This is a genomic window from Rhizobium alarense, from assembly GCF_021555155.1.
Taxonomy (GTDB): Bacteria; Pseudomonadota; Alphaproteobacteria; order Rhizobiales; family Rhizobiaceae; genus Rhizobium_D; species Rhizobium_D alarense.
Genome location: NZ_JAKGBU010000012.1, coordinates 56,509 through 76,733 on the forward strand (window position 1 = coordinate 56,509; position 20,225 = coordinate 76,733).

At 66.8% G+C, this 20,225-nt stretch carries 23 protein-coding genes and 1 tRNA gene; 4 read left to right on the forward strand and 20 right to left on the reverse strand.

What is annotated here, in order from left to right:
- Positions 1 to 51 precede the first annotated feature (51 nt).
- From LXM94_RS05900 to LXM94_RS05935, 8 genes are all read right to left on the reverse strand, one after another.
- Positions 52 to 246, reverse strand: coding sequence for a hypothetical protein (locus LXM94_RS05900; RefSeq protein ID WP_235770233.1), 195 nt, complete (start codon positions 244 to 246; stop codon positions 52 to 54).
- A gap of 141 nt (positions 247 to 387) precedes the next feature.
- Positions 388 to 464: transfer RNA gene (locus LXM94_RS05905), tRNA-Pro, on the reverse strand.
- 137 nt (positions 465 to 601) lie between these two features.
- On the reverse strand, positions 602 to 1,129 hold the full coding sequence (locus LXM94_RS05910) for a MerR family transcriptional regulator (RefSeq protein ID WP_235770234.1): 528 nt from the start codon (positions 1,127 to 1,129) through the stop codon (positions 602 to 604).
- 121 nt (positions 1,130 to 1,250) lie between these two features.
- The gene (locus tag LXM94_RS05915; protein WP_235770235.1) at positions 1,251 to 1,589 is read right to left on the reverse strand and encodes an integration host factor subunit alpha; all 339 of its coding nucleotides are present in this window, start codon (positions 1,587 to 1,589) and stop codon (positions 1,251 to 1,253) included.
- A gap of 104 nt (positions 1,590 to 1,693) precedes the next feature.
- Positions 1,694 to 2,665 (reverse strand): beta-ketoacyl-ACP synthase III, encoded by a 972-nt coding sequence (locus tag LXM94_RS05920; protein ID WP_235770236.1) that lies wholly within the window; start codon positions 2,663 to 2,665, stop codon positions 1,694 to 1,696.
- Positions 2,666 to 2,669: 4 nt separating this feature from the next.
- The gene (gene plsX, locus LXM94_RS05925; protein WP_235770237.1) at positions 2,670 to 3,728 is read right to left on the reverse strand and encodes a phosphate acyltransferase PlsX; all 1,059 of its coding nucleotides are present in this window, start codon (positions 3,726 to 3,728) and stop codon (positions 2,670 to 2,672) included.
- A gap of 101 nt (positions 3,729 to 3,829) precedes the next feature.
- The gene (locus LXM94_RS05930; protein ID WP_235770238.1) at positions 3,830 to 4,378 is read right to left on the reverse strand and encodes a YceD family protein; all 549 of its coding nucleotides are present in this window, start codon (positions 4,376 to 4,378) and stop codon (positions 3,830 to 3,832) included.
- A gap of 22 nt (positions 4,379 to 4,400) precedes the next feature.
- A complete protein-coding gene (locus LXM94_RS05935) occupies positions 4,401 to 4,940 on the reverse strand; it encodes a ubiquinol-cytochrome C chaperone family protein (protein ID WP_235770254.1) in 540 nt (179 codons plus the stop codon).
- A gap of 129 nt (positions 4,941 to 5,069) precedes the next feature.
- Here LXM94_RS05935 and LXM94_RS05940 point away from each other — a divergent pair, with 129 nt between their 5' ends.
- Positions 5,070 to 5,573 carry an outer membrane protein assembly factor BamE gene (locus tag LXM94_RS05940; protein ID WP_235770239.1) on the forward strand — a complete coding sequence of 168 codons (504 nt, stop codon included), beginning with the start codon at positions 5,070 to 5,072 and terminating at the stop codon, positions 5,571 to 5,573.
- Positions 5,574 to 5,646: 73 nt separating this feature from the next.
- Here LXM94_RS05940 and LXM94_RS05945 read toward each other — a convergent pair whose 3' ends face one another.
- The 5 genes from LXM94_RS05945 to LXM94_RS05965 all read right to left on the reverse strand — a co-directional run bounded on the left by LXM94_RS05945 (position 5,647) and on the right by LXM94_RS05965 (position 11,443).
- On the reverse strand, positions 5,647 to 7,782 hold the full coding sequence (locus tag LXM94_RS05945) for a sodium-translocating pyrophosphatase (protein ID WP_235770240.1): 2,136 nt from the start codon (positions 7,780 to 7,782) through the stop codon (positions 5,647 to 5,649).
- Positions 7,783 to 7,955: 173 nt separating this feature from the next.
- Complete coding sequence (locus LXM94_RS05950) at positions 7,956 to 9,191, reverse strand: MFS transporter (protein WP_235770241.1); 1,236 nt, start codon at positions 9,189 to 9,191, stop codon at positions 7,956 to 7,958.
- Positions 9,192 to 9,201: 10 nt separating this feature from the next.
- Complete coding sequence (nusB, locus tag LXM94_RS05955) at positions 9,202 to 9,684, reverse strand: transcription antitermination factor NusB (protein WP_235770242.1); 483 nt, start codon at positions 9,682 to 9,684, stop codon at positions 9,202 to 9,204.
- The gene (gene ribH / locus LXM94_RS05960; protein WP_235770243.1) at positions 9,681 to 10,142 is read right to left on the reverse strand and encodes a 6,7-dimethyl-8-ribityllumazine synthase; all 462 of its coding nucleotides are present in this window, start codon (positions 10,140 to 10,142) and stop codon (positions 9,681 to 9,683) included. The genes nusB and ribH overlap by 4 nt, the downstream gene beginning before the upstream one ends.
- Positions 10,143 to 10,285: 143 nt before the next feature.
- Positions 10,286 to 11,443 carry a GGDEF domain-containing protein gene (locus LXM94_RS05965; protein WP_235770255.1) on the reverse strand — a complete coding sequence of 386 codons (1,158 nt, stop codon included), beginning with the start codon at positions 11,441 to 11,443 and terminating at the stop codon, positions 10,286 to 10,288.
- Positions 11,444 to 11,644: 201 nt separating this feature from the next.
- On the opposite strand from LXM94_RS05965, the gene LXM94_RS05970 reads away from it, so the two are divergent.
- Positions 11,645 to 12,151: a cupin domain-containing protein gene (locus LXM94_RS05970; protein WP_235770244.1), complete on the forward strand. Its 507-nt coding sequence runs from the start codon at positions 11,645 to 11,647 to the stop codon at positions 12,149 to 12,151.
- Positions 12,152 to 12,174: 23 nt separating this feature from the next.
- Positions 12,175 to 12,744, forward strand: a complete 570-nt coding sequence (locus LXM94_RS05975) for a GNAT family N-acetyltransferase (protein WP_235770245.1) — start codon at positions 12,175 to 12,177, stop codon at positions 12,742 to 12,744.
- Here the strand turns inward: LXM94_RS05975 and LXM94_RS05980 are convergent.
- The 7 genes from LXM94_RS05980 to LXM94_RS06010 form a co-directional block, all read right to left on the reverse strand.
- The gene (locus LXM94_RS05980) at positions 12,689 to 13,309 is read right to left on the reverse strand and encodes a riboflavin synthase (protein WP_235770246.1); all 621 of its coding nucleotides are present in this window, start codon (positions 13,307 to 13,309) and stop codon (positions 12,689 to 12,691) included. The two genes, LXM94_RS05975 and LXM94_RS05980, sit on opposite strands and share 56 nt — an antisense overlap.
- Positions 13,309 to 14,400 (reverse strand): bifunctional diaminohydroxyphosphoribosylaminopyrimidine deaminase/5-amino-6-(5-phosphoribosylamino)uracil reductase RibD, encoded by a 1,092-nt coding sequence (gene ribD, locus LXM94_RS05985; RefSeq protein ID WP_235770247.1) that lies wholly within the window; start codon positions 14,398 to 14,400, stop codon positions 13,309 to 13,311. The genes LXM94_RS05980 and ribD overlap by 1 nt, the downstream gene beginning before the upstream one ends.
- Positions 14,401 to 14,403: 3 nt before the next feature.
- Positions 14,404 to 14,877, reverse strand: coding sequence for a transcriptional regulator NrdR (nrdR, locus tag LXM94_RS05990; RefSeq protein WP_235770248.1), 474 nt, complete (start codon positions 14,875 to 14,877; stop codon positions 14,404 to 14,406).
- Between the two features lie 8 nt (positions 14,878 to 14,885).
- Entirely contained in the window at positions 14,886 to 16,184 is a 1,299-nt protein-coding gene (gene glyA, locus LXM94_RS05995; protein ID WP_235770249.1) for a serine hydroxymethyltransferase, read from the reverse strand.
- A 195-nt stretch (positions 16,185 to 16,379) separates the two neighbouring features.
- Positions 16,380 to 17,705, reverse strand: coding sequence for a L,D-transpeptidase family protein (locus tag LXM94_RS06000; RefSeq protein ID WP_235770250.1), 1,326 nt, complete (start codon positions 17,703 to 17,705; stop codon positions 16,380 to 16,382).
- 309 nt (positions 17,706 to 18,014) lie between these two features.
- Complete coding sequence (gene ldtR, locus LXM94_RS06005; RefSeq protein ID WP_235770251.1) at positions 18,015 to 18,524, reverse strand: transcriptional regulator LdtR; 510 nt, start codon at positions 18,522 to 18,524, stop codon at positions 18,015 to 18,017.
- A 129-nt stretch (positions 18,525 to 18,653) separates the two neighbouring features.
- A complete protein-coding gene (locus tag LXM94_RS06010; RefSeq protein ID WP_235770252.1) occupies positions 18,654 to 19,091 on the reverse strand; it encodes a DUF6163 family protein in 438 nt (145 codons plus the stop codon).
- 116 nt (positions 19,092 to 19,207) lie between these two features.
- Between LXM94_RS06010 and hemB the strand changes: the two genes are divergently transcribed.
- Positions 19,208 to 20,225: porphobilinogen synthase (hemB, locus tag LXM94_RS06015; protein ID WP_235770253.1), on the forward strand; the 1,018-nt coding region annotated here is incomplete at its 3' end.

Sequence of the window (20,225 nt, forward strand, 5' to 3'; positions counted from 1 at the left end):
CGCATTCCGGGTCGGTCCGGCCACCATGCGGCGAAGCTGCAAAACGGCGGGTCACGCCATCCCGGCGGGATCGCCGATCGGCAGCAGGGCCGGATCCAGCGCCGGGTCGTTCGGATTCTTGTTGTCGTCCGGCTTCCTGACCGGCGGCTCGGGCGGCTTCTCCCGGCCGCGATCCGGCACGCCCGGCGTCGCCGGCGGACCGCGCGGCGTTTCGGTGGAGCTCTTGTCCTGAAGGTTCGCCGGCATATCGATCTCCCGTTTCTCGGACAGTGTCGAAGGGAGAACGGGCGCCTGCGGCGATGGTTCCGGAGGCGGCGGCAGCGCGGCGCCCATGCCCGGGCAGGGCCACGGCCACACCGCGACAAGATGTTGGGGAAAAGGGAAAAATGGTCGGAGCGGCGGGATTCGAACCCACGACCCCTTGACCCCCAGTCAAGTGCGCTACCGGGCTGCGCTACGCTCCGAACCGGAAAAAGCCCTATAGTCTCGACGGTTGCGATGCAAGCGGGAAATTGCGGCGCGAACTGAAAAAGGAACGAGCGGCGCGCAGATGCAGCGACGGTCGCCTGTCACCCCTTCCCGGCACTCCGCCGGGGCGCCCTCACCGCACCTGGTCGAGCAGCCGCTTGCATTCCAGCAGATCGTAGAGCGCCTCCTGCAGCAGCGCGCGGTCTTCCTTGCCGACGCTGCTCCTGCCGACGGAGATTTCCGGCGTGTCGTCGGTGCCGCCGACAAACGAGAAGAAGCGGCGGCTGACGGGCGGCTTGGGCCGGCCGACGATCTGGTCGTCGTCCGCCGTCTTCGGCGCCTGCGGCTCCTCGTGGCTCGCCGCCGCCAAGGCCTCGACGGTCGCGAGGTCGCCGCTCGCGATCGCCGCGACGAACTTGTTGCCGTTGTTCTTCAGGAGCTTCTGCACGCCCTTGATCGTGTAGCCGTGATCGTAGAGCAGGTGGCGGATTCCCTTCAGGAGATCCACGTCCTCCGGCCGGTAGTAGCGCCGGCCGCCGCCGCGCTTCATCGGCTTGATCTGCGAGAATCGAGTCTCCCAGAAGCGCAGCACGTGCTGCGGCAGGTCGAGATCGTCAGCGACCTCGCTGATCGTGCGGAACGCGTCGGGACTTTTGTCCATGAACCTCACCGATACGCAGGTGCCCATCCGGGGATGGGACGAATCGCATGTATTTCAGCGGGTTGTCGGCGCCGGTTCAAGTTCTAAAGCGCGGGCTGGCCGATTCATGAACCGTTTTCGCTCAAGATGCGGGCGATTGCGGCTTCAGCTTCGCCCTGCGGGCGAGATGGGCCTTCAGCACACGCTGTTTCAAGACGTTCGAAGCCTTGAAGGTCATGACGCGGCGCGGCGAGATCGGAACCTCCTCGCCGGTCTTCGGATTGCGGCCGATGCGCTCGTTCTTGTCGCGCACCTGGAATGTCGCGAAGGAGGACAGCTTGACGCTTTCGCCCCGGACGATGGCATTGCAGATCTCGTCGATGACGGTCTCCACAAGCTCGGCCGATTCGGTGCGGGAAAGCCCGACCTTGCGAAAAACGGATTCGGCCAAGTCTGCGCGTGTCACTGTCTTGCCGCTCATCTTCTTCCACCGTTTTCTTATTGAAAGCGTTTGCTTATCGGCGAAGAGTATTGCCCTTGAGGGCGGGGGTCAAGCGGCCCGCTCACCTCTTGCGTCCGCCACGCTCACCAGCGCAGCAGGACCGCGCCCCAGGTGAAGCCGCCGCCCATCGCCTCGAGCAGCACGAGGTCGCCCTCCTTGATGCGTCCGTCCGCGGCCGCAGCCGCGAGTGCCAGCGGAATGGAGGCGGCCGAGGTGTTGCCGTGCAGGTCGACCGTGACGACGACCTTGTCGAGCGGAATGCCGAGCTTCCTCGCGGAGCCGTCGATGATGCGCTTGTTGGCCTGGTGCGGCACCATCCAGTCGATGTCGTCCGCCGTCATGCCGGTCGCGCCGAAGGTCGCCTCGATGACGTCGGTGATCATGCCGACCGCGTGCTTGAAGACCTCGCGGCCCTCCATGCGCAGGTGGCCGACCGTTCCCGTCGAGGACGGTCCGCCGTCGACATAGAGCTTGTCGCGGTGCGCGCCGTCGGAACGGAGTTGCGCCGTCAGCACGCCGCGGTCGGCCGTCGTGCCGGCCCCTTCCACGCCCTCCAGAACGACGGCGCCGGCGCCGTCGCCGAACAGCACGCAGGTCGTGCGGTCGGTCCAGTCGAGAATGCGCGAGAAGGTCTCCGCGCCGATCACCAGCACCCGACGCGCGATGCCGCCGCGGATATAGGCATCCGCCGTCGCCACCGCATAGACGAAGCCGGAACAGACGGCCTGCACGTCGAAGGCGAAGCCGTGGTGCATGCCGATGCGGTTCTGGATGTCGACGGCAACGGCCGGAAACGTGTTGTCCGGCGTCGAGGTCGCGACGATGATGAGGTCGATGTCGGCGGCGGTCAGGCCGGCCCTGTCGAGCGCGGCGCGTGCCGCCGCCTCGCCGAGCGATGCGGTCGTCTCGCCCTCGCCGGCGATGTGGCGCTGGCGGATGCCGGTGCGCTGCACGATCCACTCGTCGGACGTGTCGACCATGCTTTCGAGTTCGCCATTGGTGAGCACCCGTTTCGGGAGAGACGCCCCGAAACCCCGGACAACAGAACGGATCATTGACTTACACCCCGTCGCTCACGCTCTTCACCACGTTCTGGACGGGGCTCTCGGCATGATACTTCTTAAGATCGTTTTCGATTTTTTGCTTGAGGCCGTTGCGGACCATGTCGTAGCCGACGTCGACCGCCGCGGCGAAGCCCTCGGCGTCGGTTCCGCCGTGGCTCTTGATGACGACGCCGTTCAGGCCGAGGAAGACGCCGCCGTTCACCTTGCGCGGATCCATCTTCTCGCGCACCCGGTCGAAGGCGCTTTTCGCCAGGATATAGCCGAGCCTGGCGAGCCAGGTGCGCGACATGGCGGCACGCAGATATTCGGCGATCTGCCGGGCGGTGCCCTCGGCGGCCTTGAGCGCGATATTGCCCGAAAAGCCTTCCGTCACCACCACGTCGGCCGTGCCGCGGCCGATGTCGTCGCCCTCGACGAAGCCGATATAGTCGATCGTGTCGACATTGGCCTCGCGGATGAGCTGGCCGGCGGCCTTGACCTCTTCCTGCCCCTTGATCTCCTCGACGCCGACATTGAGCAGGCCGACCGTCGGACGGTCGATCTCGAAGAGGGCGCGCGCCATGGCGCCGCCCATCAGCGCGAAGTCGAAGAGCTGGTTGGCGTCGGCGCCGATCGTCGCGCCGATGTCGAGCACGATGCTTTCCCCCTTGAGGGTCGGCCAGATGCCGGCGATCGCCGGACGTTCGATATTGGCCATCATGCGCAGGCAGAATTTCGCCATGGCCATCAGCGCGCCGGTATTGCCGGCCGAGACCGCGACATCCGCCTCGCCCTTGGCGACCGCGTCGATCGCCAGCCACATGGAGGATTTGCCGCGCCCGCGGCGCAGGGCCTGGCTCGGCTTCTCGTCCATGCCGACCGCGACGTCGCAATGACGGAACGTGCTGGCGGCCTTGAGCTTCGGATATTTCTCCAGAAGCGGCGCGCAGTCCTGTTCTATGCCGAAAAGCACGAAGCGGGTGTCTGGATGACGTTCGAGCGCCTTGGCGGCACCCGGGATGACGACTTTCGGGCCGAAGTCGCCACCCATCACATCAATGGAAATTCTGACCACGCGTGTCTTGTCCTTGTTTTCCGGCCCGGGGGCGGAATTTGCGTCAAAATACCGCTTTTCGTCGGGGTGACAACTGGTTTGTCGTGCGGCCCCGCTGCGGTTCAGTCCTTTTTGAAATCCTTCAGCACGGCGAAGGGCGACGGCCTGCGATCCTCGGCCGCCGTGCTTTCCACATGCGCCTCGAAGGCGACGCCGTCCCTGCGCGGATAGGGATCGATGGCAAGCGCCGCGTGTTCGGCGGCCGCAGCGCCGGCGTCGATCGTATCGCCGGAAAAGATCTCGGGGGCGTCCGGCCCGTCGGGATCGAGCAGCATCTCGCCGCCCTCGCCGGTCGCCATGCGGGCGAGCTTGGAGCCTTCCGGAACGAAGATCGCGTCGATCGACTCGTCGATCACCGCCTCCACCGGCTCGAGAGTGACGACGCAGGCCTGTACGATGCGGGCCTGCACGCTGCCCTTGAGCCGCACGCCGTCCTTCTTCCAGCGGCGGATCTCGAGCTCGGCGGAGAAGGCCTGCACCGCCAGCACGTCCCAGAGCCGCGCCAGGCCGGCGCGTTCCCTCTCGTCGGCCGAGAGGCGGACCTGAACCGGATTGGGGGAAATATGCCCCACCTTGACCGGGTAGGAAAACGGCGCGTCTGCGACGGACATTGAAAACTCCTCAAAGGTTGGTTCAGCCGGCGGAGGCCGGCGGCAGGCGGAGCCGCCCGACCTCGACCACATCCTCGCCGACGGCGGCAAGCGCCGCTTCCGCGTCGAAGAGATAGGACGCCAGCCCATCCAGCGACGGCGCATCCGCCGCCTGCGGATAGCAGTTGCGCCGCAGCGCTGCCGCGAGGGCCGTCCGGTCCGCCGCGTCGAGCGCCGCGGCGTAGGATTCCAGCCTGCCGTAGAACATGCCGGCGAACTTCTTCATGCGCTTCGGCACGCTGACATCGCCGACGCCGAGCTCGCGAATCGAGTGGTCGACATCCTCGAAGAAGGCGTCGACGATCTCCTGGGCAATCTCCTGACCGGACGTCGCGGACCGGCGCGTGCGGCGGAAATAGAGGATGAGCACGGCCGACAGCATCTCGAAACGCCCCATCACGGTGTCCGGCACGCCGAGATCGGCATAGAGCGCCGGCTGGCGCGCGGCGGCGGTCAGCAGGGCATACTGGGCTTCGACGATCCGCCGGTTGGTGTTTTTTTTCCTGAACAGACCGAAAATCATCATTAAGCCCAGTTTTGGCTGATTCAAGGGATGCGCGTCGGCGCTGTCTTGTTGCATGACAAGGGAAGCTGGTTTACCGAAGCATGCACGAATTGCAATGGCTGCCGGGCCTACATAATCTCTGGGGGGATGTCGTTGAAGAGACGGTATTTCAGGACTGACATGAATCTGTTGCGTAACGCCGCCATCGCCATCACCCTTTCCTCCGCCGTCCTTGCCGGCTGCCAGACCGGCGAAGTCCTCAACCAGGGTTACGTCGTCGACCAGCAGACGCTGGCGCTCGCGCCGGTCGGCTCGTCGCGCGAGCAGGTGCTCCTGTCGCTCGGCTCGCCGTCGACGACCGCCACCTTCGACAACGAGGTCTTCTACTACATCTCGCAGAAGCGCACGCGGCCCGTCGCCTTCATGAAGCCGCGGCTCGTCGAACAGAACATCCTCGCCGTCTATTTCGATGCGGACGGCAATGTCGGCCGACTGGCGAACTACCAGCTGAAGGACGGCATCGTCTTCGACATGATCTCGCGCACCACGCCGACCGGCGGCGTCGAGCTCACCTTCCTCGGCCAGCTGCTGCGCGGCGGGGCGAACCCGAACCAGCTCATCCAGAACGCCTTCGGCAGCGGCCCGCGCTGATCGCGGCAGGCACCGGAACGGAAGAACCCGCGGGATCGCTCCCGCGGGTTCTTCGTTTCAGGGCCTCGCCAGGTCAGGCGAGCACGGCCAGCAGCAGCAGCGCAACGATGTTGGTGATCTTGATCGCCGGGTTGACGGCCGGACCGGCCGTGTCCTTGTAGGGATCGCCGACCGTGTCGCCGGTCACCGACGCCTTGTGCGCTTCCGAGCCCTTGAGGTGCCGGGTGCCGTCCTTGTCGACGAAACCGTCCTCGAAGCTCTTCTTCGCATTGTCCCAGGCGCCGCCGCCCGAGGTCATCGAGATCGCCACGAACAGGCCGTTGACGATGACGCCGAGGAGCGACGCTCCGAGCGCTGCGAAGGCCGAGGCTTTCGAACCGGAGAGCAGCAGCACGCCGAAATAGACGACGAGCGGCGCCAGCACCGGCAGCAGCGACGGCACGATCATCTCGCGGATTGCCGCCTTGGTCAGGAGGTCCACCGCACGGCCGTAGTCCGGCCGCTCCGTGCCTGCCATGATGCCGGGCTTCTCGCGGAACTGCCGGCGCACCTCCTCGACGATGGAACCGGCCGCGCGGCCGACGGCGGTCATCGCGATGCCGCCGAAGAGATAGGGGATGAGGCCGCCGAAGATCAGCCCGGCAACCACATAGGGGTTGGAGAGGTCGAAGGAGATCGCGCCGACATCGGCGAAATAGGGATATTTGTCGCCGTTCGCCGCGAAATAGGCGAGGTCGTTCGAATAGGCGGCGAAGAGCACCAGCGCGCCGAGGCCGGCCGAGCCGATGGCATAGCCCTTCGTCACCGCCTTCGTCGTGTTGCCGACGGCGTCGAGCGCGTCGGTCGACTTGCGGACCTCCGGCGGCAGGTGGGACATCTCGGCAATGCCGCCCGCATTGTCGGTCACCGGCCCGAAGGCGTCGAGCGCCACGATCATGCCGGCGATGCCGAGCATGGCGGTGACGGCGATGCCGGTGCCGAAGAGGCCGGCGAGCTGGTAGGTGGCGATGATGCCGCCGACGATGACGATCGCCGGCAGCGCCGTCGATTCCAGCGACACGGCGAGGCCCTGGATGACGTTGGTGCCGTGGCCGGTCACCGAGGCCTGGGCGATCGAGTTCACCGGCCGCTTGTTGGTGCCGGTATAATATTCCGTGATGACGACGATCAGCGCCGTCACGACGAGGCCGAGAATGCCGCAGATGAAGAGATTGGTGCCGGTGATCTCCTGCCCGGCCACCGTGCCGATCGCCCCCCAGCCGATGGTGAGCGACGTCGCGGCGCCGAGGCCGAGGATCGACAGGATGCCGGTCACGATGAGGCCCTTGTAGAGCGCGCCCATGATCGAACCGTTCGCGCCGAGCTTGACGAAGAACGCGCCGACGATCGAGGTGATGATGCAGGCGCCGCAGATCGCCAGCGGATAGCTCATGGCGTCGCCGAGCACCGGCGTGCCGGCGAAGAAGATCGCCGCGAGCACCATCGTGGCGACGATCGTCACCGCATAGGTCTCGAAGAGGTCGGCCGCCATGCCGGCGCAGTCGCCGACATTGTCGCCGACATTGTCGGCGATGGTCGCCGGGTTGCGCGGGTCGTCCTCGGGAATGCCGGCCTCCACCTTGCCGACGAGGTCGCCGCCGACGTCCGCGCCCTTGGTGAAGATGCCGCCGCCGAGACGGGCGAAGATGGAGATGAGCGAGGCGCCGAAGCCGAGCGCCACCAGCGCGTCGATGACCTCGCGCGAGGCCGGGTCCTGGCCGAGCGCGGCGGTGAGGTACCAGTAGTAGATCGACACCCCGAGCAGCGCGAGACCGGCGACGAGCATGCCGGTGATGGCGCCCGACTTGAAGGCGATGTCGAGACCGGACGACAGGCTCACCGAGGCGGCCTGGGCGGTGCGGACATTGGCGCGGACCGAGACATGCATGCCGATGAAGCCGGCCGCGCCCGAAAGCACGGCACCGATCAGGAAGCCGAAGGCAGCGGTCGCCGACAGAAGGAGCCAGGCGCCGACGAAGACGACGGCCCCGACGATGGCGATGGTCTTGTATTGCCGGGTCAGATAGGCCTGCGCCCCTTCCCGGATATAGCCTGCTATTTCTTGCATGCGGGCGTTCCCCTGGTCGGCGGCAAGCACCGACCGCGTCGCCCAGATGGCATAGACCACCGAAAGCAACCCGCATGCGATAACGCCCAACAAAATGGTCATTTCGCTCTTTCCTCCAAAGAGGCCGCGGGTCCTCTCCCGCAGCCGGACCGCGCAGTTCCCGATTGCCTCCTCACAGCCGGGAGCGGCGCGCGGCCAGAGTGCGTTTGCGAATCGCTCGCGTCAAGTCGCCGCAGTGCGGCAAGTGACGGCCAGACACGGATTTTTCGGGCAGGTCAGGCGCGTTTCGCCGCGCTGCGGTAGAGGAGCAGGAGAACCAGCAGAAGGCTGATGCCGGTGACCGGCCAGAAGACGAGATTGATCGTCTGCCAGCCATAGGCGTTGAACACCTTGCCGGAGGAGAAGGAGGAGAGCGCCACCGTGCCGAAGAGCACGATGTCGTGGAATCCCTGCACCTTGTCGGCCTCGTGCGGGCGGTAGCTTGCGGCCACGATCGCCGTCGAACCGATGAAGCCGAAGTTCCAGCCGACGCCGAGCAGGATGAGCGCGCCCCAGAAGTTCCAGAGCGCGATGCCCATATGCGCCACCGCCGCGCAGGCCATCAGGATGACGAGGCCGGCCGCCACGATCCGTTCCGCGCCGTGACGCTGGATCAGCATGCCGGTAAAGAAGCTCGGCGCGAACATCGCGAGCACGTGCCACTGGATGCCGAGCGTCGCCAGGTCCGGAGAGAAGCCGCAGCCGATGACCATGGCGAGCGGCGCGCCCGTCATCATGAAGGTCATCAGCGCATAGGAGGAGATACCGGCCACCATGCCGGTGAGAAAGCGCTGGGTCAGCACGATTTCGCCGAGCGGACGAACGGGCAGGGCGGCGGCGCCCGTCCCGCTCGCCGCGGTCTCCGGCAGCCGCAGCAGCGCGAAGAGGCCGACGGCCAGGAGGCAGAGCGGCAGCAGGGCGACGAAGGGGCCGGCAAAGAGCACCGGCTCGAACAGGTCCCTGGCCAGGATGACGAGCTGGGGGCCGAGCACGGCCGAGATCACGCCGCCGGCGAGGATCCAGGAGATCGCCTTTGCCTTGTAGACGGACGGCGAGGCGTCGGCGGCGGCGAAACGGATCTTCTGCGCAAAGCCGCCCGAGATGCCGATCAGCAGAAAGGCCGTCGCAAGCAGCCAGAACGACGACCGGAAAAGGGCGATCGTCGCGAGCGCGCTGCCGGCCGCGCCGATGATCGCGCCCACCATGAAGCCGTGGCGTCGCCCCGCGAGCCGCGCCACGACGGCGACCAGCATGGCGCCGAGGGCGATGCCGATGTTGAAGCCGGTGAGCGGCGCGGTGGCGAGCGACTTGTCGTCGCCCAGCATCTGGTAGCCGACGATGCCGCCGACCGAGAAGACGATCGGGCCTGCGGAGGCGAGCAGCGCCTGCGCCGCCGTCAGCAGGAGGACATTGTAGCGGGCGGTCGAGAGCGCGTGTTCGAGGCCTCCGGTCGTATCCGCCCTGGTGTCCATCGCAACCTGCCTATTTCTTCGTCTCGCCGCGGACCTGCCTGGCGATGCGGTCGAGGACGGCGTTGACGAGCTTCGGCTCGTCGTCCTCGAAGAAGGCCTTGGCGATCTCGACATATTCCGTGACGATGACCGGGATCGGCACGTCCTTGCGCTCCACCAGCTCGAAGGTGCCGGCGCGCAGGATGGCGCGCACCGTGGAATCGAGCCGCGACAGGGCCCAGTCGTCCTGCAGCGCCGAGCCGATCAGCGGATCGAGCGCGCGCTGTTCGCGCACGACGCCCGACACGATGGAGCGGAACCAGGCGGCGTCGGCCTTCAGGTAGGTGTCGCCGTCGAGCTCGCGGCCGAGCCGGTGCTCCTCGTATTCGGCGACGATCTCCAGCACGCCGGTGCCGCCGATGTCCATCTGGTAGAGGGCCTGCACGGCGGCAAGCCGCGCCGCGCCGCGCTGGTTGACCGGCTTGACCGGATGATCGGGATTGTCCTTCGTCACAGGTCGCTCCCGAGCTTCTGCTTCAGCGCGATCATGGTAAGGGCCGCGCGGGCCGCGAAGCCGCCCTTGTCGCCTTCCGTGCGGCGCGCCCTGGCCCAGCCCTGCGCATCGTTCTCCACCGTCAGGATGCCATTGCCGATCGGCAGGCTCTCGCTGACGGCGAGGTCCATCAGGGCGCGGGAGGATTCGTTCGCGACGATGTCGAAATGATAGGTTTCGCCGCGAATGACCATGCCGAGCGCCACGAAGCCGTCATAGAAGATGCCGCCGTTCTCCGCGCCGTCGAGCGCCATGGAGATCGCGGCCGGAATCTCGAGCGCGCCGGGCACGGTGACGATGTCGTAGCTGGCGCCGGCCGCATCCAGCGCCGCTTTCGCGCCGTCGAGCATGGCGTCCGCCATGTCGTCGTAGAAGCGGGCCTCGACGATGAGGAGATGAGGAGTTTCGCTGCTGGCCATGGGTCACCCGGAATCCGATCGGCGCGGTTTCGCGCCAGAGGCGGCGGTCAAACCACGACACGCGGGCGATGGCAAGCGAATTTCGCCGGCAACGCGACGCAAATCCGGGGCATGGCCGCGTCCATGACAGGACACCGGTGGCGTCAGACCACGAGACGCAGGCCGTCGGTGGCGAGCGACACGCGGTTGCGCCCGCCGCGCTTGGAGGCATAAAGCGCCTTGTCCGCGCCGTTCAGCACGGTGTCGAAGGGCGCGCCGCCTTCCCGTCCGAAGGCGATGCCGGCGCTGACGGTGCAGTGGATCGAACCGCCGTCGAACTGGATGATGCTCGTCTCGAAGGTCTTGCGGATCCGTTCGGCGATCGCGGTGGCGCGGTCGGCAACCGTGCGATCGAGCACGACGGCGAACTCCTCGCCGCCGAGGCGGGCGATCGTATCCGTGTGGCGGCAGGCATCCGAAAGCACCGAGGCGAAGACGCGCAGCACCCGGTCGCCGACCGCGTGGCCGTGGCGGTCGTTGATCGCCTTGAACCCGTCGAGATCGAAGGCGAGGACAGCGGTGTGCGGGCCGACGGGCTGGGCGCCGTAGCGGTCGAACAGGGCGCGGCGGTTGAGAAGCCCCGTCAGCGCGTCCGTCATGGCATCGCGCCGGTGCCGGCTGGCGATCCGCCACTGGTTGAGCGCAAGCGACATCGCGCCGATGCCGGTGATGCCGATGACGGACATGACGAGGTTGACGTTCTCCGCCCAGTTCTGCGGCGCGTGGCCGAGCACCCAGCGGCGCTCCGAGAGCAGCACGGCCGCGCAGAGCGCGAAAGACACCGCGGTCAGCGCATAGAGCACGACGATCCCGACGGTCGGCAGCGGCGCCTCGGCGCGGCATCGCCAGTATTCGCTCGCCGTCAGTGCAAGCAGGGTCGCTGCGCAGAGGTTGAGCGCGATGAAACCGACGCCGTCCAGGCCGAAGATCAGCGGCGCGACCGTCACGGTGCAGCCGACCGCCGCCGCGCGCACCGTCGTCACGCGCCCGGGACGGTCCGTGCGATAGCGGTAGGCCGCGCCCCAGATGAAGGAAAAACCTGTCAGCAGCGCGACGAACCAGCAGCCGGCAAGGATCGCGCTCGGCGCCTTCACATAGACCGAATAGAAGACGACGGCCGCCACCACCGCCCACATGCCGACCGACCAGGACAGCATGAAGCGCTCGACACGCGCGGCAAGCCAGGCGGCAAAGAGCGTGCCGGCGAGGCAGAATGCGGACAGGCCGATCGCCAGCAGCAATGTCCAGTAGTCCAGCACCATCATCGGTTCGCTCCGGTCGCTGAGGGCATCCGGCCGCAACCTAGCGCCAGGTGGTATCTATATCGTTACGTTACGTGAGTCGGAAAGCGGCCGATCCGGCCTCGAAATGCGGCGGCATGCCGCAGACAGGACACGAATCTGTGGAAACTGGGCGAGCGCTTGGATAAATTCAACTGTAAGCAGCGCGAGGAAACATTCGAGATGACGGAACAACAAAGACCGCCGATCGTCCGGCTGAAGGACCTGAACTTGGAGCACTGGACGCAAGGAACGCTCTACGAATCACGCGACGCCTCGTTCGGCGCCACGCTCGGCCTCGTCGGCCTTGGCGTCAGCTACGGCGAGGTGCCGCCCGGCAAGTCGGGCTGCCCCTTCCACAACCATCATGTCGAGGACGAGCTTTTCGTCATCCTGGAGGGAAGCGGCACGTACCGCTTCGGCGACGACCGTTACGATCTGGCGGCCGGCGATGTGCTCGGCGCGCCGGCGGGCGGGCCGGAAACGGCGCACCAGATCGTCAACACCGGTACGACACCGCTCAGATACCTTTCGATCTCGACGATGGCGGCGACGGAGATCTGCGAATATCCGGACAGCGGCAAGTTCCTGGCCAAGACACGGTCGGCCACAGGCGGCAGGCCGGCATTCCGCCATATCGGGCGCCCGGCCGCGTCCGTCGACTACTGGGACGGCGAGCCCGGCGCATGAGCAGCACATCGGCGATTTCAATCGTGAACAAGCATTACCTCCGGACAGTCCCGACACTCGAGACGCGGCGCCTGATCCTGCGGTCGCACCGCATCGAGGATTTCGACAGCTATGCCGCGTTGTGGGCCGACGAGGGCGTCGTGCGTCATATCGGTTCCACGCCGGCCAACCGCGAGGAGGCCTGGGCGCGCATGCTGCGCATGGGCGGCCTCTGGCACCATATGGGCTTCGGCTTCCTGACCCTGATCGAAAGGGAGACCGGAACGCTGATCGGCGAAGCCGGCTTCCTCGACCTGCATCGCGACATGCAGCCCTCGACCGAGGGCACGCTGGAGGCGGGCTGGATCGTCGCCCCCGCCTGGCAGCGCCGCGGCTACGCCTTCGAGGCCGTCTCCGCTCTGATCGAATGGGCAGGTCCGCGCTTTCCGTGCCGGCCGATGACCTGCATCATCGATCCCGACAACGAACCGTCGCTGCGCCTGGCTTTCAGGCTCGGCTTTGCGGAAAAGACCCGCACGGCCTATCAGGGATCGGAGGTCATTCTGCTCGAGCGACCGGAAACTCCGCCAGCCGCGCCGCGTAGCGCGCCATAGTGTCGACTTCGAAATTCACGAAGTCGCCCGCCTTGCGCTCGCCCCAGGTCGTGACCTCGAGCGTGTGGCGGATGAGCAGCACGTCGAAGTCCCGGCCGTTCACGGCATTGACGGTCAGCGACGTGCCGTCGAGCGCCACCGAGCCCTTCGGTGCGACGAACCGTTCGAGCCCCTCGGGCGCGCGGATGCGGAAGCGCGTGGCGTCGCCCTCGGCCTCGACGGCAAGGATCTCCGCCTTGCCGTCCACGTGGCCGGAGACGATATGGCCGCCGAGTTCGTCGCCGATCTTCAGCGAACGTTCGAGGTTGACGCGCGTGCCCGTTTCCCAGCCGGCAATCGTCGTCAGGCGCAGCGCCTCCTCCCAGGCCTCGACCTCGAACCAGCGCTCGTTGGCGCCGGCTTCGGGCAGTGCCGTGACGGTGAGGCAGGTGCCGGAATGGGCGATCGAGGCGCCCATGTCGATGGTCGCGGGGTCGTAGCTGGTCCGGACGCGCAGGCGCACGCCCTCGTTCATGGGTGTGACGCTGTCGATCGTGCCGATGTCGGTGACAATGCCGGTGAACATCAATCGTCTCTTTCGTAGTCTTCGAATGTATCGGCGCCGTAGCGGGCGCTGCCGCGCAGCAAAAACCCGTCCGGCGCCTCGCCCGGTACACATGGGGATCGGACCCCGCCCCTGCCAATGGGCGCCGGGCCGGCAAAGAGCAGAATCCGGTCGACCAGGCCGGCGGCCAGGAAGGACTGCGCCGTGCGGGCGCCGCCCTCGACCAGCAGCGAGGAGATGCCGCGTGTGGCGAGCGCTTCGAGCAGCACCTCGAGCCGGCGCGGATCGCACCGCAGCACCTCGACGCCCTCCGCCTCGAGCGCGGCACGGCGTATGTCGTGCGCATCCTCTTCCCCGCGGTCCGCCACCGCGATCACCGGCACGGAGGCCGCGGTTCGCACAAGCTTCGAGGTGAGCGGCAGCTCCAGACGCGGATCGAGCACGATGCGCACGGGGGACCGCGGCTGCATCCCCGGCAGGCGGCAGGTGAGTTCCGGATCGTCGGCGCGCGCAGTGCCGATGCCGACAAGGATCGCGTCCGACTCGGCGCGCAGCACATGCACCTGGCCGCGCGACACCGGTCCGGTGATCGCCACCTGCCCCTCGCCCGGCCGGCCGAGCATGCCATCGGCCGATACGGCGAGTTTCAGAGTCACATGCGGCCGCTTCTTCGTCTGGCGCATCAGGTAGCCGGCAAGCGCCCGCCTGCCCTCGCCCTCCAGCACCCGCGTTTCCACCGCGATGCCCGCCGCGCGGAGCCGCTCGAAGCCTTGACCCGCGACGCGCGCGTCCGGATCGTCGACCGAGACGACGACGCGCGCCACGCCGGCGGCGATCAGCGCGTCGGCGCAGGGCGGCGTCCGGCCGTGATGCGCGCAGGGTTCGAGCGTCACATAGGCCGTCGCGCCGCGCGCCGCCTCGCCGGCCTCGGCGAGCGCCTGCGTCTCCGCATGCGGCCGGCCGCCAGGCGCCGTGACGGCCGAGCCGAGCACGATGCCGTCCCTGACGATGAGGCAGGCGACGGAGGGATTGGTCGCGGTCAGGCCGAGGTTTCGGCGTGCGAGCCGGATCGCCGCGGCCATGAAGCGTTCGTCCTCGGCGGCCGCCGCCATCGGTCAGGCGCCCGGGTCGCGGGCGATCTTGGCCGCCACCTCGGCGAGGATCTTCTCGAAATCGTCGACATGCGAGAAGTCGCGATAGACCGAGGCGTAGCGCACGAAGGCCACGTCATCGAGCGCCTTCAGGGCTTCCAGCACCTGCAGGCCGATCTGTTCGGAGGAGATTTCCGTCTCGCCGGAGCTTTCGAGCCGGCGCACGATGCCGGAAACGGCGCGTTCGATGCGATCCCGGTCGACCGGCCGCTTGCGCAGCGCGATCTCGAAGGAGCGCATCAGCTTCTCGCGGTCGAAGGGGGCCTTGCGGCCCGTCTTCTTCAGGACCATCAGCTCGCGCAGCTGCACCCGCTCGAAGGTCGTGAACCGCCCGCCGCAATCCGGGCAGATCCGCCGGCGGCGGATGGCGGTCCCGTCCTCTGCCGGACGGGAATCCTTCACCTGCGTATCCTCGGAGGCACAGAACGGGCAGCGCATGATGGTCCTTACATATAGGCGTACATCGGGAAGCGGTCGGTGAGCTTGACCACCTTGTCGCGCACGCTGGCCTCGACGGCGGCATTTCCCTCGTCGGAATTGGCGACCTTCAGGCCGTCGAGAACCTCGACGATCAGGTTGCCGATCTCCTTGAATTCCGCTTCCTTGAAGCCGCGTGTCGTGCCGGCCGGCGCGCCGAGGCGCACGCCCGAGGTGACGAAGGGCTTTTCGGGATCGAAGGGGATGCCGTTCTTGTTGCAGGTGATGTAGGCGCGGCCCAGCGCCGCTTCCGCCCGCTTGCCGGTCGCGTTCTTCTTGCGCAGGTCGACGAGCATCAGGTGGTTGTCGGTGCCGCCGGACACGACGTCGAGGCCGCCCTCGACCAGCGTCGCGGCCAGCGTCTGCGCATTCTTGACGACCTGGGCCGCGTAATCCTTGAAGGAGGGCTCCAGCGCCTCGCCGAGCGCCACGGCCTTGGCGGCGATGACATGCATCAGCGGGCCGCCCTGCAGGCCGGGGAAGACGGCGGAGTTGAACTTCTTCGCCAGATCCTCGTCATTGGTGAGGATCATGCCGCCGCGCGGACCGCGCAGCGACTTGTGCGTCGTCGTCGTGGCGACGTGGCAATGCGGGAACGGCGACGGATGCACGCCGCCGGCGACGAGACCGGCGATATGCGCCATGTCGACCATCAGCCAGGCGCCCACTTCGTCGGCGATCTCGCGGAAGCGCTTCCAGTCCCAGATGCGCGAATAGGCCGTGCCGCCGGCGATGATGAGCTTCGGCTTGTGGGTGCGGGCCTTCTCGGCGACGGCGTCCATGTCGAGCAGGTTGTCGCCTTCGCGCACGCCGTAGGAGACCACGTTGAACCACTTGCCGGACATGTTGACCGGCGAGCCGTGCGTCAGATGACCGCCCGAATTGAGGTCGAGGCCCATGAAGGTGTCGCCCGGCTGGAGCAGCGCGAGGAACACCGCCTGGTTCATCTGCGAGCCGGAATTCGGCTGGACGTTGGCGAAGTTGACGCCGAACAGCTTCTTGGCGCGCTCGATCGCCAGCTCTTCCGCGATGTCGACGAACTGGCAGCCGCCGTAGTAGCGCTTGCCCGGATAGCCCTCGGCATATTTGTTCGTCATGATCGAGCCCTGCGCTTCGAGCACGGCGCGCGACACGATGTTCTCCGAGGCGATCAGCTCGATCTCATGGCGCTGGCGACCGAGTTCCTTTTCGATGGCGCCGAAGATCTCCGGATCGGAGTCGGCCAGCGAACGGGTGAAGAAGACGTCGGTTGCGGAAGAATGGCTCATCCTCGGGGCTCCTGAAGGGTGGGTGGCACGGTGTTTATCGTCCTCGCATGGCAAGGGCAATATCCGCTGTGCGGTTTGCGCCATTTCGCCCTGCATTGCCGAAATAAATGCGCGGGCGGCGCGGCCGGCGCCGAAAGCGAAAGGGCCGCGCCCCCTGATGGGAGACGCGGCCCGATCCCGTGACGCCGGACGGAGCTATTGCGGCAGCAGATCCTGGTCGATCGCGCCCGCCGGCTGCTCGACGCCGTAATTGGTCTGCAGCGCCAGCTCGGCGACGCCGTCCTTCTGGTAGATGTCGTCGCGGAACTGTACGACGCGGTCCTTGGCCGACCAGGCCGTGATATAGACGAAATAGACTGGCACTTCCTCGGCAAGCCGGATCGGCGTGTTCTGCCCGGCGCGGATCGTCGCCTCCATCTGCTGGCGCGACCAGCCGGGCGTCTCCTTGAGCAGCCACGTCGACAGGTCGCGCACGTTCTGCACGCGCACGCAGCCGGAGGATTCGAAGCGCATCAGCTTGTTGAACAGGCCCTGCTGCGGCGTGTCGTGCATGTAGACGGCATGCTCGTTGTGGAAGTTGATCTTCGTCGACGACATGGCGTTGATCTTGCCGGGGTCCTGGCGGAACATCAGGTCCGGCGCCTTCTCGGCGTTCCAGTCGATCGTCTCGGGCGCCACCTCGTTGCCCTTGCCGTCGATCAGGCGGATGGCGTTGCGCTCCAGATAGGTCGGGTCCTTGCGCATCAGCGGCATGATGTCCTTCTGGACGATCGAGCGCGGCGCGGTCCAGTAGGGGTTGAGGATGACCTCGTAGATCTTCGAGTTCAGCACCGGTGACTGGCGGTCGATCTTGCCGACGATGGCCGTGTGGCGCGAGACGACGCGGCCGTTCTCGACGGCCTCGATATAGGCGGCCGGAATGTTGACCATCACGTAGCGGCGGCCGAGGTCGCCCGACATCGCCTGGATGCGGATGAGGTTCGTCTGGAGCTGGCCGAGGCGGGTGTCGGCCGGCACGTTGACGGCCTTCAGCGTGTATTCGCCGATCACGCCGTCGGACGGCAGGCCGTGGCGGGCCTGGAAGCGCTTGACGGCGCCGTCGACATAGGAATCGAAGGCATCCGACAGGCCCGCCGAGCGCGGCAGGTCGCCGGAAATGATGAGGCGCTGGCGAAGCTGCTGCACGGACGGATCCGAGACGCCGAGTTCCAGCTTGATCGAGGTGTTGACCGTCGGCCAGCCGCCGCTCGCGACGATGTTCTGGTAGTCCATGATCGCCTGCTGGATGGAGCCGGCGGCACCGGGGCCGAAGATCGGGTTGTTCGACACGACGGCGGTCGCGGTGCGCGACGCCTTGGCGTCGAACTGGTCGTCCCAGGAGCCGCGGCGCGGTGCGTTGATGATGTCGTCGAGCGCCGACTGGGCGGCGGCGGTGCCGGCCAGCGCCGTCGCGCCGAAGGTCGCGGCGGAGCGCAGGAATGCGCGGCGGGAGAACACATCACTTGCGATTTTTCGAGACATCGAACCTACCATTTCCTGAGAGACCGTCGACACGGCTTCATCCGCGCCGACCCGCCCGAAGCGGCGAACCAAGCACCGGACCTATCATAAACAGGGTTAACAAACGGAAACGCGCGACCAATTCAAGACCCCGGTCAAGCCTTCCGCAAAAGCCTGCAGCCCATGCGCTCGGTCTCACACCAATATGGCCAATTCGTGTCCCGGCCAAGCGCCGGGAACGGAGCCCTCACGCCAACGTGCCGCAACGCGACAAGCCGCATGCGCGTCCGCGCATGCGGCTTTTTCGGATGGAGGTCCGGGCCGGAAGGATCAAAGGCGGTAGAGGATCGAGTCGTTCCAGAAACGGTCGAGGCGCTGCAGCAGCTTGTTCATCTCGTTGAACTCGCCCTCGCCGATGCCGCCGACCTTCTGGATCGAGCCGATGTGGCGCTCGTAGAGCCTGGCGACCGTCTCGGCGATCTCCTGGCCGGTCGGCGTCAGGCTGATGCGGACCGAGCGGCGGTCGATGCGCGAGCGCTGGTGGTTGATGAAGCCGAGATCGACCAGCTTCTTCACGTTGTAGGAGACGTTCGAGCCGAGATAGTAGCCGCGGGAGCGCAGTTCGCCGGCGGTCAGCTCGGAATTGCCGATGTTGAAGAGGAGGAGCGCCTGGACGGCGTTGACGTCGGAACGGCCGGCGCGGTCGAACTCGTCCTTGATGACGTCGAGCAGGCGGCGGTGCAGGCGTTCGACGAGGTGGAGGGATTCCAGGTAGAGCGAGCGGATCGTTCCGTCCTGCGGATCGACTGCGGCCGCCTGCGGCTTCATCTTGGTGTTCATGTTACTGCCTCACTGTTTTGTTTGGCGGTGTTGGTTGTCTTCCCGCCTTGAGTGAGACCCTATCGAATGCATCTAAAATTCTACTTAAACCGCAGGCTTAACGGCGCCTTACCGGTGCGCGACCCTGTTTCAGGGTGAATCAGTCCTTACCTGCCGCGCCTGCCGCCGGCGCTCCAGGAAGACCGCGATGCGGAAAAGCACGAAGACGACCGCGGTTGCCATATGGGCGATGACCAGGGCGCGGTTGATGCCGAACACCGAGGGATAGAATTCGTGCATGACGATTTCCGTGGCGGCGGCGATGACCCAGACGACCGGCCCCCAGGAGACGAGCAGCCAGAGGCCGACGGCGGCGACGGGAAACAGCACGGCGAGCGCCGTATAGGCCGCGCGCCAGGTGGCCGGCAGCAGGTCGAAGCGCCCCTTCCCCTCGAAGGAGAAGCCGGTCAGCATCGCCCAGTACTGCAGCGCGAACCAGACGCAGCTTGCCGCCACGAGGCGCAGGAAGAGCATGAACAGCGTGTCGGTCAGGCTCACCCGCGGCACGGTTTGAGAATCGTCGGCCATGGGCGCGACAATAGCAGCCGGCGGCCCGAGATAAAGCGGCAATGCACCGGAGGCGGTGCCATATGCCGCAGCGCCGCCGCCCTGCGGCGCGATTGGTCTCCGCTTCCGGCCGTGATATGCAACCGCCGACCGAGACGCCGAACGAAGGACTTTCAGACGTGACCAGAAACATCGTCGACGAGATCACCGGGCACCGCCGCATGCGGCGCAACCGCAAGGCGGACTGGACCCGCCGCCTGGTGCAGGAGAACCGGCTGACCGTGGACGACCTGATCTGGCCGGTCTTCGTCGTGCCGGGCACGAATGTGGTCGATCCCGTCGCCGCCATGCCGGGCGTCTCGCGCATGAGCATCGACCGGCTGGTCGGGGCGGCGAAGGAAGCGGCCGACCTCGGCATTCCGGCGATCGCCACCTTCCCCAACGTCGACATGGCGCTGCGCGACGAGACGGGATCGAACAGCCTCGCCGCCGACAATCTCATCAACGCGGCGACGCGCGCGCTGAAGGCGCACGTGCCGCAGATCGGCGTCATCACCGACGTCGCGCTTGATCCCTTCACCAGCCACGGCCATGACGGCATCCTGCGCGACGGCGTCATCGTCAACGACGAGACGGTGGAACAGATCGCCCGCGCCGCGGTGGTGCAGGCCGATGCCGGCGCCGACATCATCGCGCCGTCGGAGATGATGGACGGCCGCGTCGGCGCGATCCGCCGGGCGCTGGACGACGCCGGGCACCAGAGCGTCGGCATCATGTCCTACGCGACGAAGTTCGCCTCCGCCTTTTACGGCCCCTATCGCGAGGCGATCGGCACCGGCGGGCTGCTGAAGGGCGACAAGAAGACCTATTACATCGACCCGGCGAACGGCACCGAGGCGCTCCGCGACGCAGCACTCGACGTCGAGGAAGGCGCCGACATGCTGATGGTGAAACCCGGCCTTCCCTATCTCGACATCTGCTGGCGCATGAAGGACGCCTTCGGCCTGCCGGTCTTCGCCTATCAGGTGTCGGGCGAATATGCACAGATCAAGGCGGCCGCCGCCAACGGCTGGATCGACGGCGATCGCGTCATGATGGAGACGCTGCTCGCCTTCAAGCGCGCCGGATGCGACGGAATCCTCACCTATTTCGCGA

Coding starts and splice junctions, on each gene's coding strand:
- glyA (WP_235770249.1), bottom strand. CDS start 16,184: ATGAGCCATTCTTCCGCAACCGACGTCTTCTTCACCCGTTCGCTGGCC.
- LXM94_RS05930 (WP_235770238.1), bottom strand. CDS start 4,378: ATGTCCGTCGCAGACGCGCCGTTTTCCTACCCGGTCAAGGTGGGGCAT.
- LXM94_RS05935 (WP_235770254.1), bottom strand. CDS start 4,940: ATGATTTTCGGTCTGTTCAGGAAAAAAAACACCAACCGGCGGATCGTC.
- LXM94_RS05945 (WP_235770240.1), bottom strand. CDS start 7,782: ATGACCATTTTGTTGGGCGTTATCGCATGCGGGTTGCTTTCGGTGGTC.
- LXM94_RS05950 (WP_235770241.1), bottom strand. CDS start 9,191: ATGGACACCAGGGCGGATACGACCGGAGGCCTCGAACACGCGCTCTCG.
- LXM94_RS05965 (WP_235770255.1), bottom strand. CDS start 11,443: ATGGTGCTGGACTACTGGACATTGCTGCTGGCGATCGGCCTGTCCGCA.
- ldtR (WP_235770251.1), bottom strand. CDS start 18,524: ATGAACACCAAGATGAAGCCGCAGGCGGCCGCAGTCGATCCGCAGGAC.
- LXM94_RS05920 (WP_235770236.1), bottom strand. CDS start 2,665: ATGATCCGTTCTGTTGTCCGGGGTTTCGGGGCGTCTCTCCCGAAACGG.
- LXM94_RS05970 (WP_235770244.1), top strand. CDS start 11,645: ATGACGGAACAACAAAGACCGCCGATCGTCCGGCTGAAGGACCTGAAC.
- ribH (WP_235770243.1), bottom strand. CDS start 10,142: ATGGCCAGCAGCGAAACTCCTCATCTCCTCATCGTCGAGGCCCGCTTC.
- LXM94_RS05910 (WP_235770234.1), bottom strand. CDS start 1,129: ATGGACAAAAGTCCCGACGCGTTCCGCACGATCAGCGAGGTCGCTGAC.
- nrdR (WP_235770248.1), bottom strand. CDS start 14,877: ATGCGCTGCCCGTTCTGTGCCTCCGAGGATACGCAGGTGAAGGATTCC.
- LXM94_RS05915 (WP_235770235.1), bottom strand. CDS start 1,589: ATGAGCGGCAAGACAGTGACACGCGCAGACTTGGCCGAATCCGTTTTT.
- LXM94_RS05940 (WP_235770239.1), top strand. CDS start 5,070: ATGTCGTTGAAGAGACGGTATTTCAGGACTGACATGAATCTGTTGCGT.
- ribD (WP_235770247.1), bottom strand. CDS start 14,400: ATGGCGGCGGCCGCCGAGGACGAACGCTTCATGGCCGCGGCGATCCGG.
- LXM94_RS06010 (WP_235770252.1), bottom strand. CDS start 19,091: ATGGCCGACGATTCTCAAACCGTGCCGCGGGTGAGCCTGACCGACACG.
- LXM94_RS05900 (WP_235770233.1), bottom strand. CDS start 246: ATGCCGGCGAACCTTCAGGACAAGAGCTCCACCGAAACGCCGCGCGGT.
- LXM94_RS06000 (WP_235770250.1), bottom strand. CDS start 17,705: ATGTCTCGAAAAATCGCAAGTGATGTGTTCTCCCGCCGCGCATTCCTG.
- LXM94_RS05980 (WP_235770246.1), bottom strand. CDS start 13,309: ATGTTCACCGGCATTGTCACCGACATCGGCACGATCGACAGCGTCACA.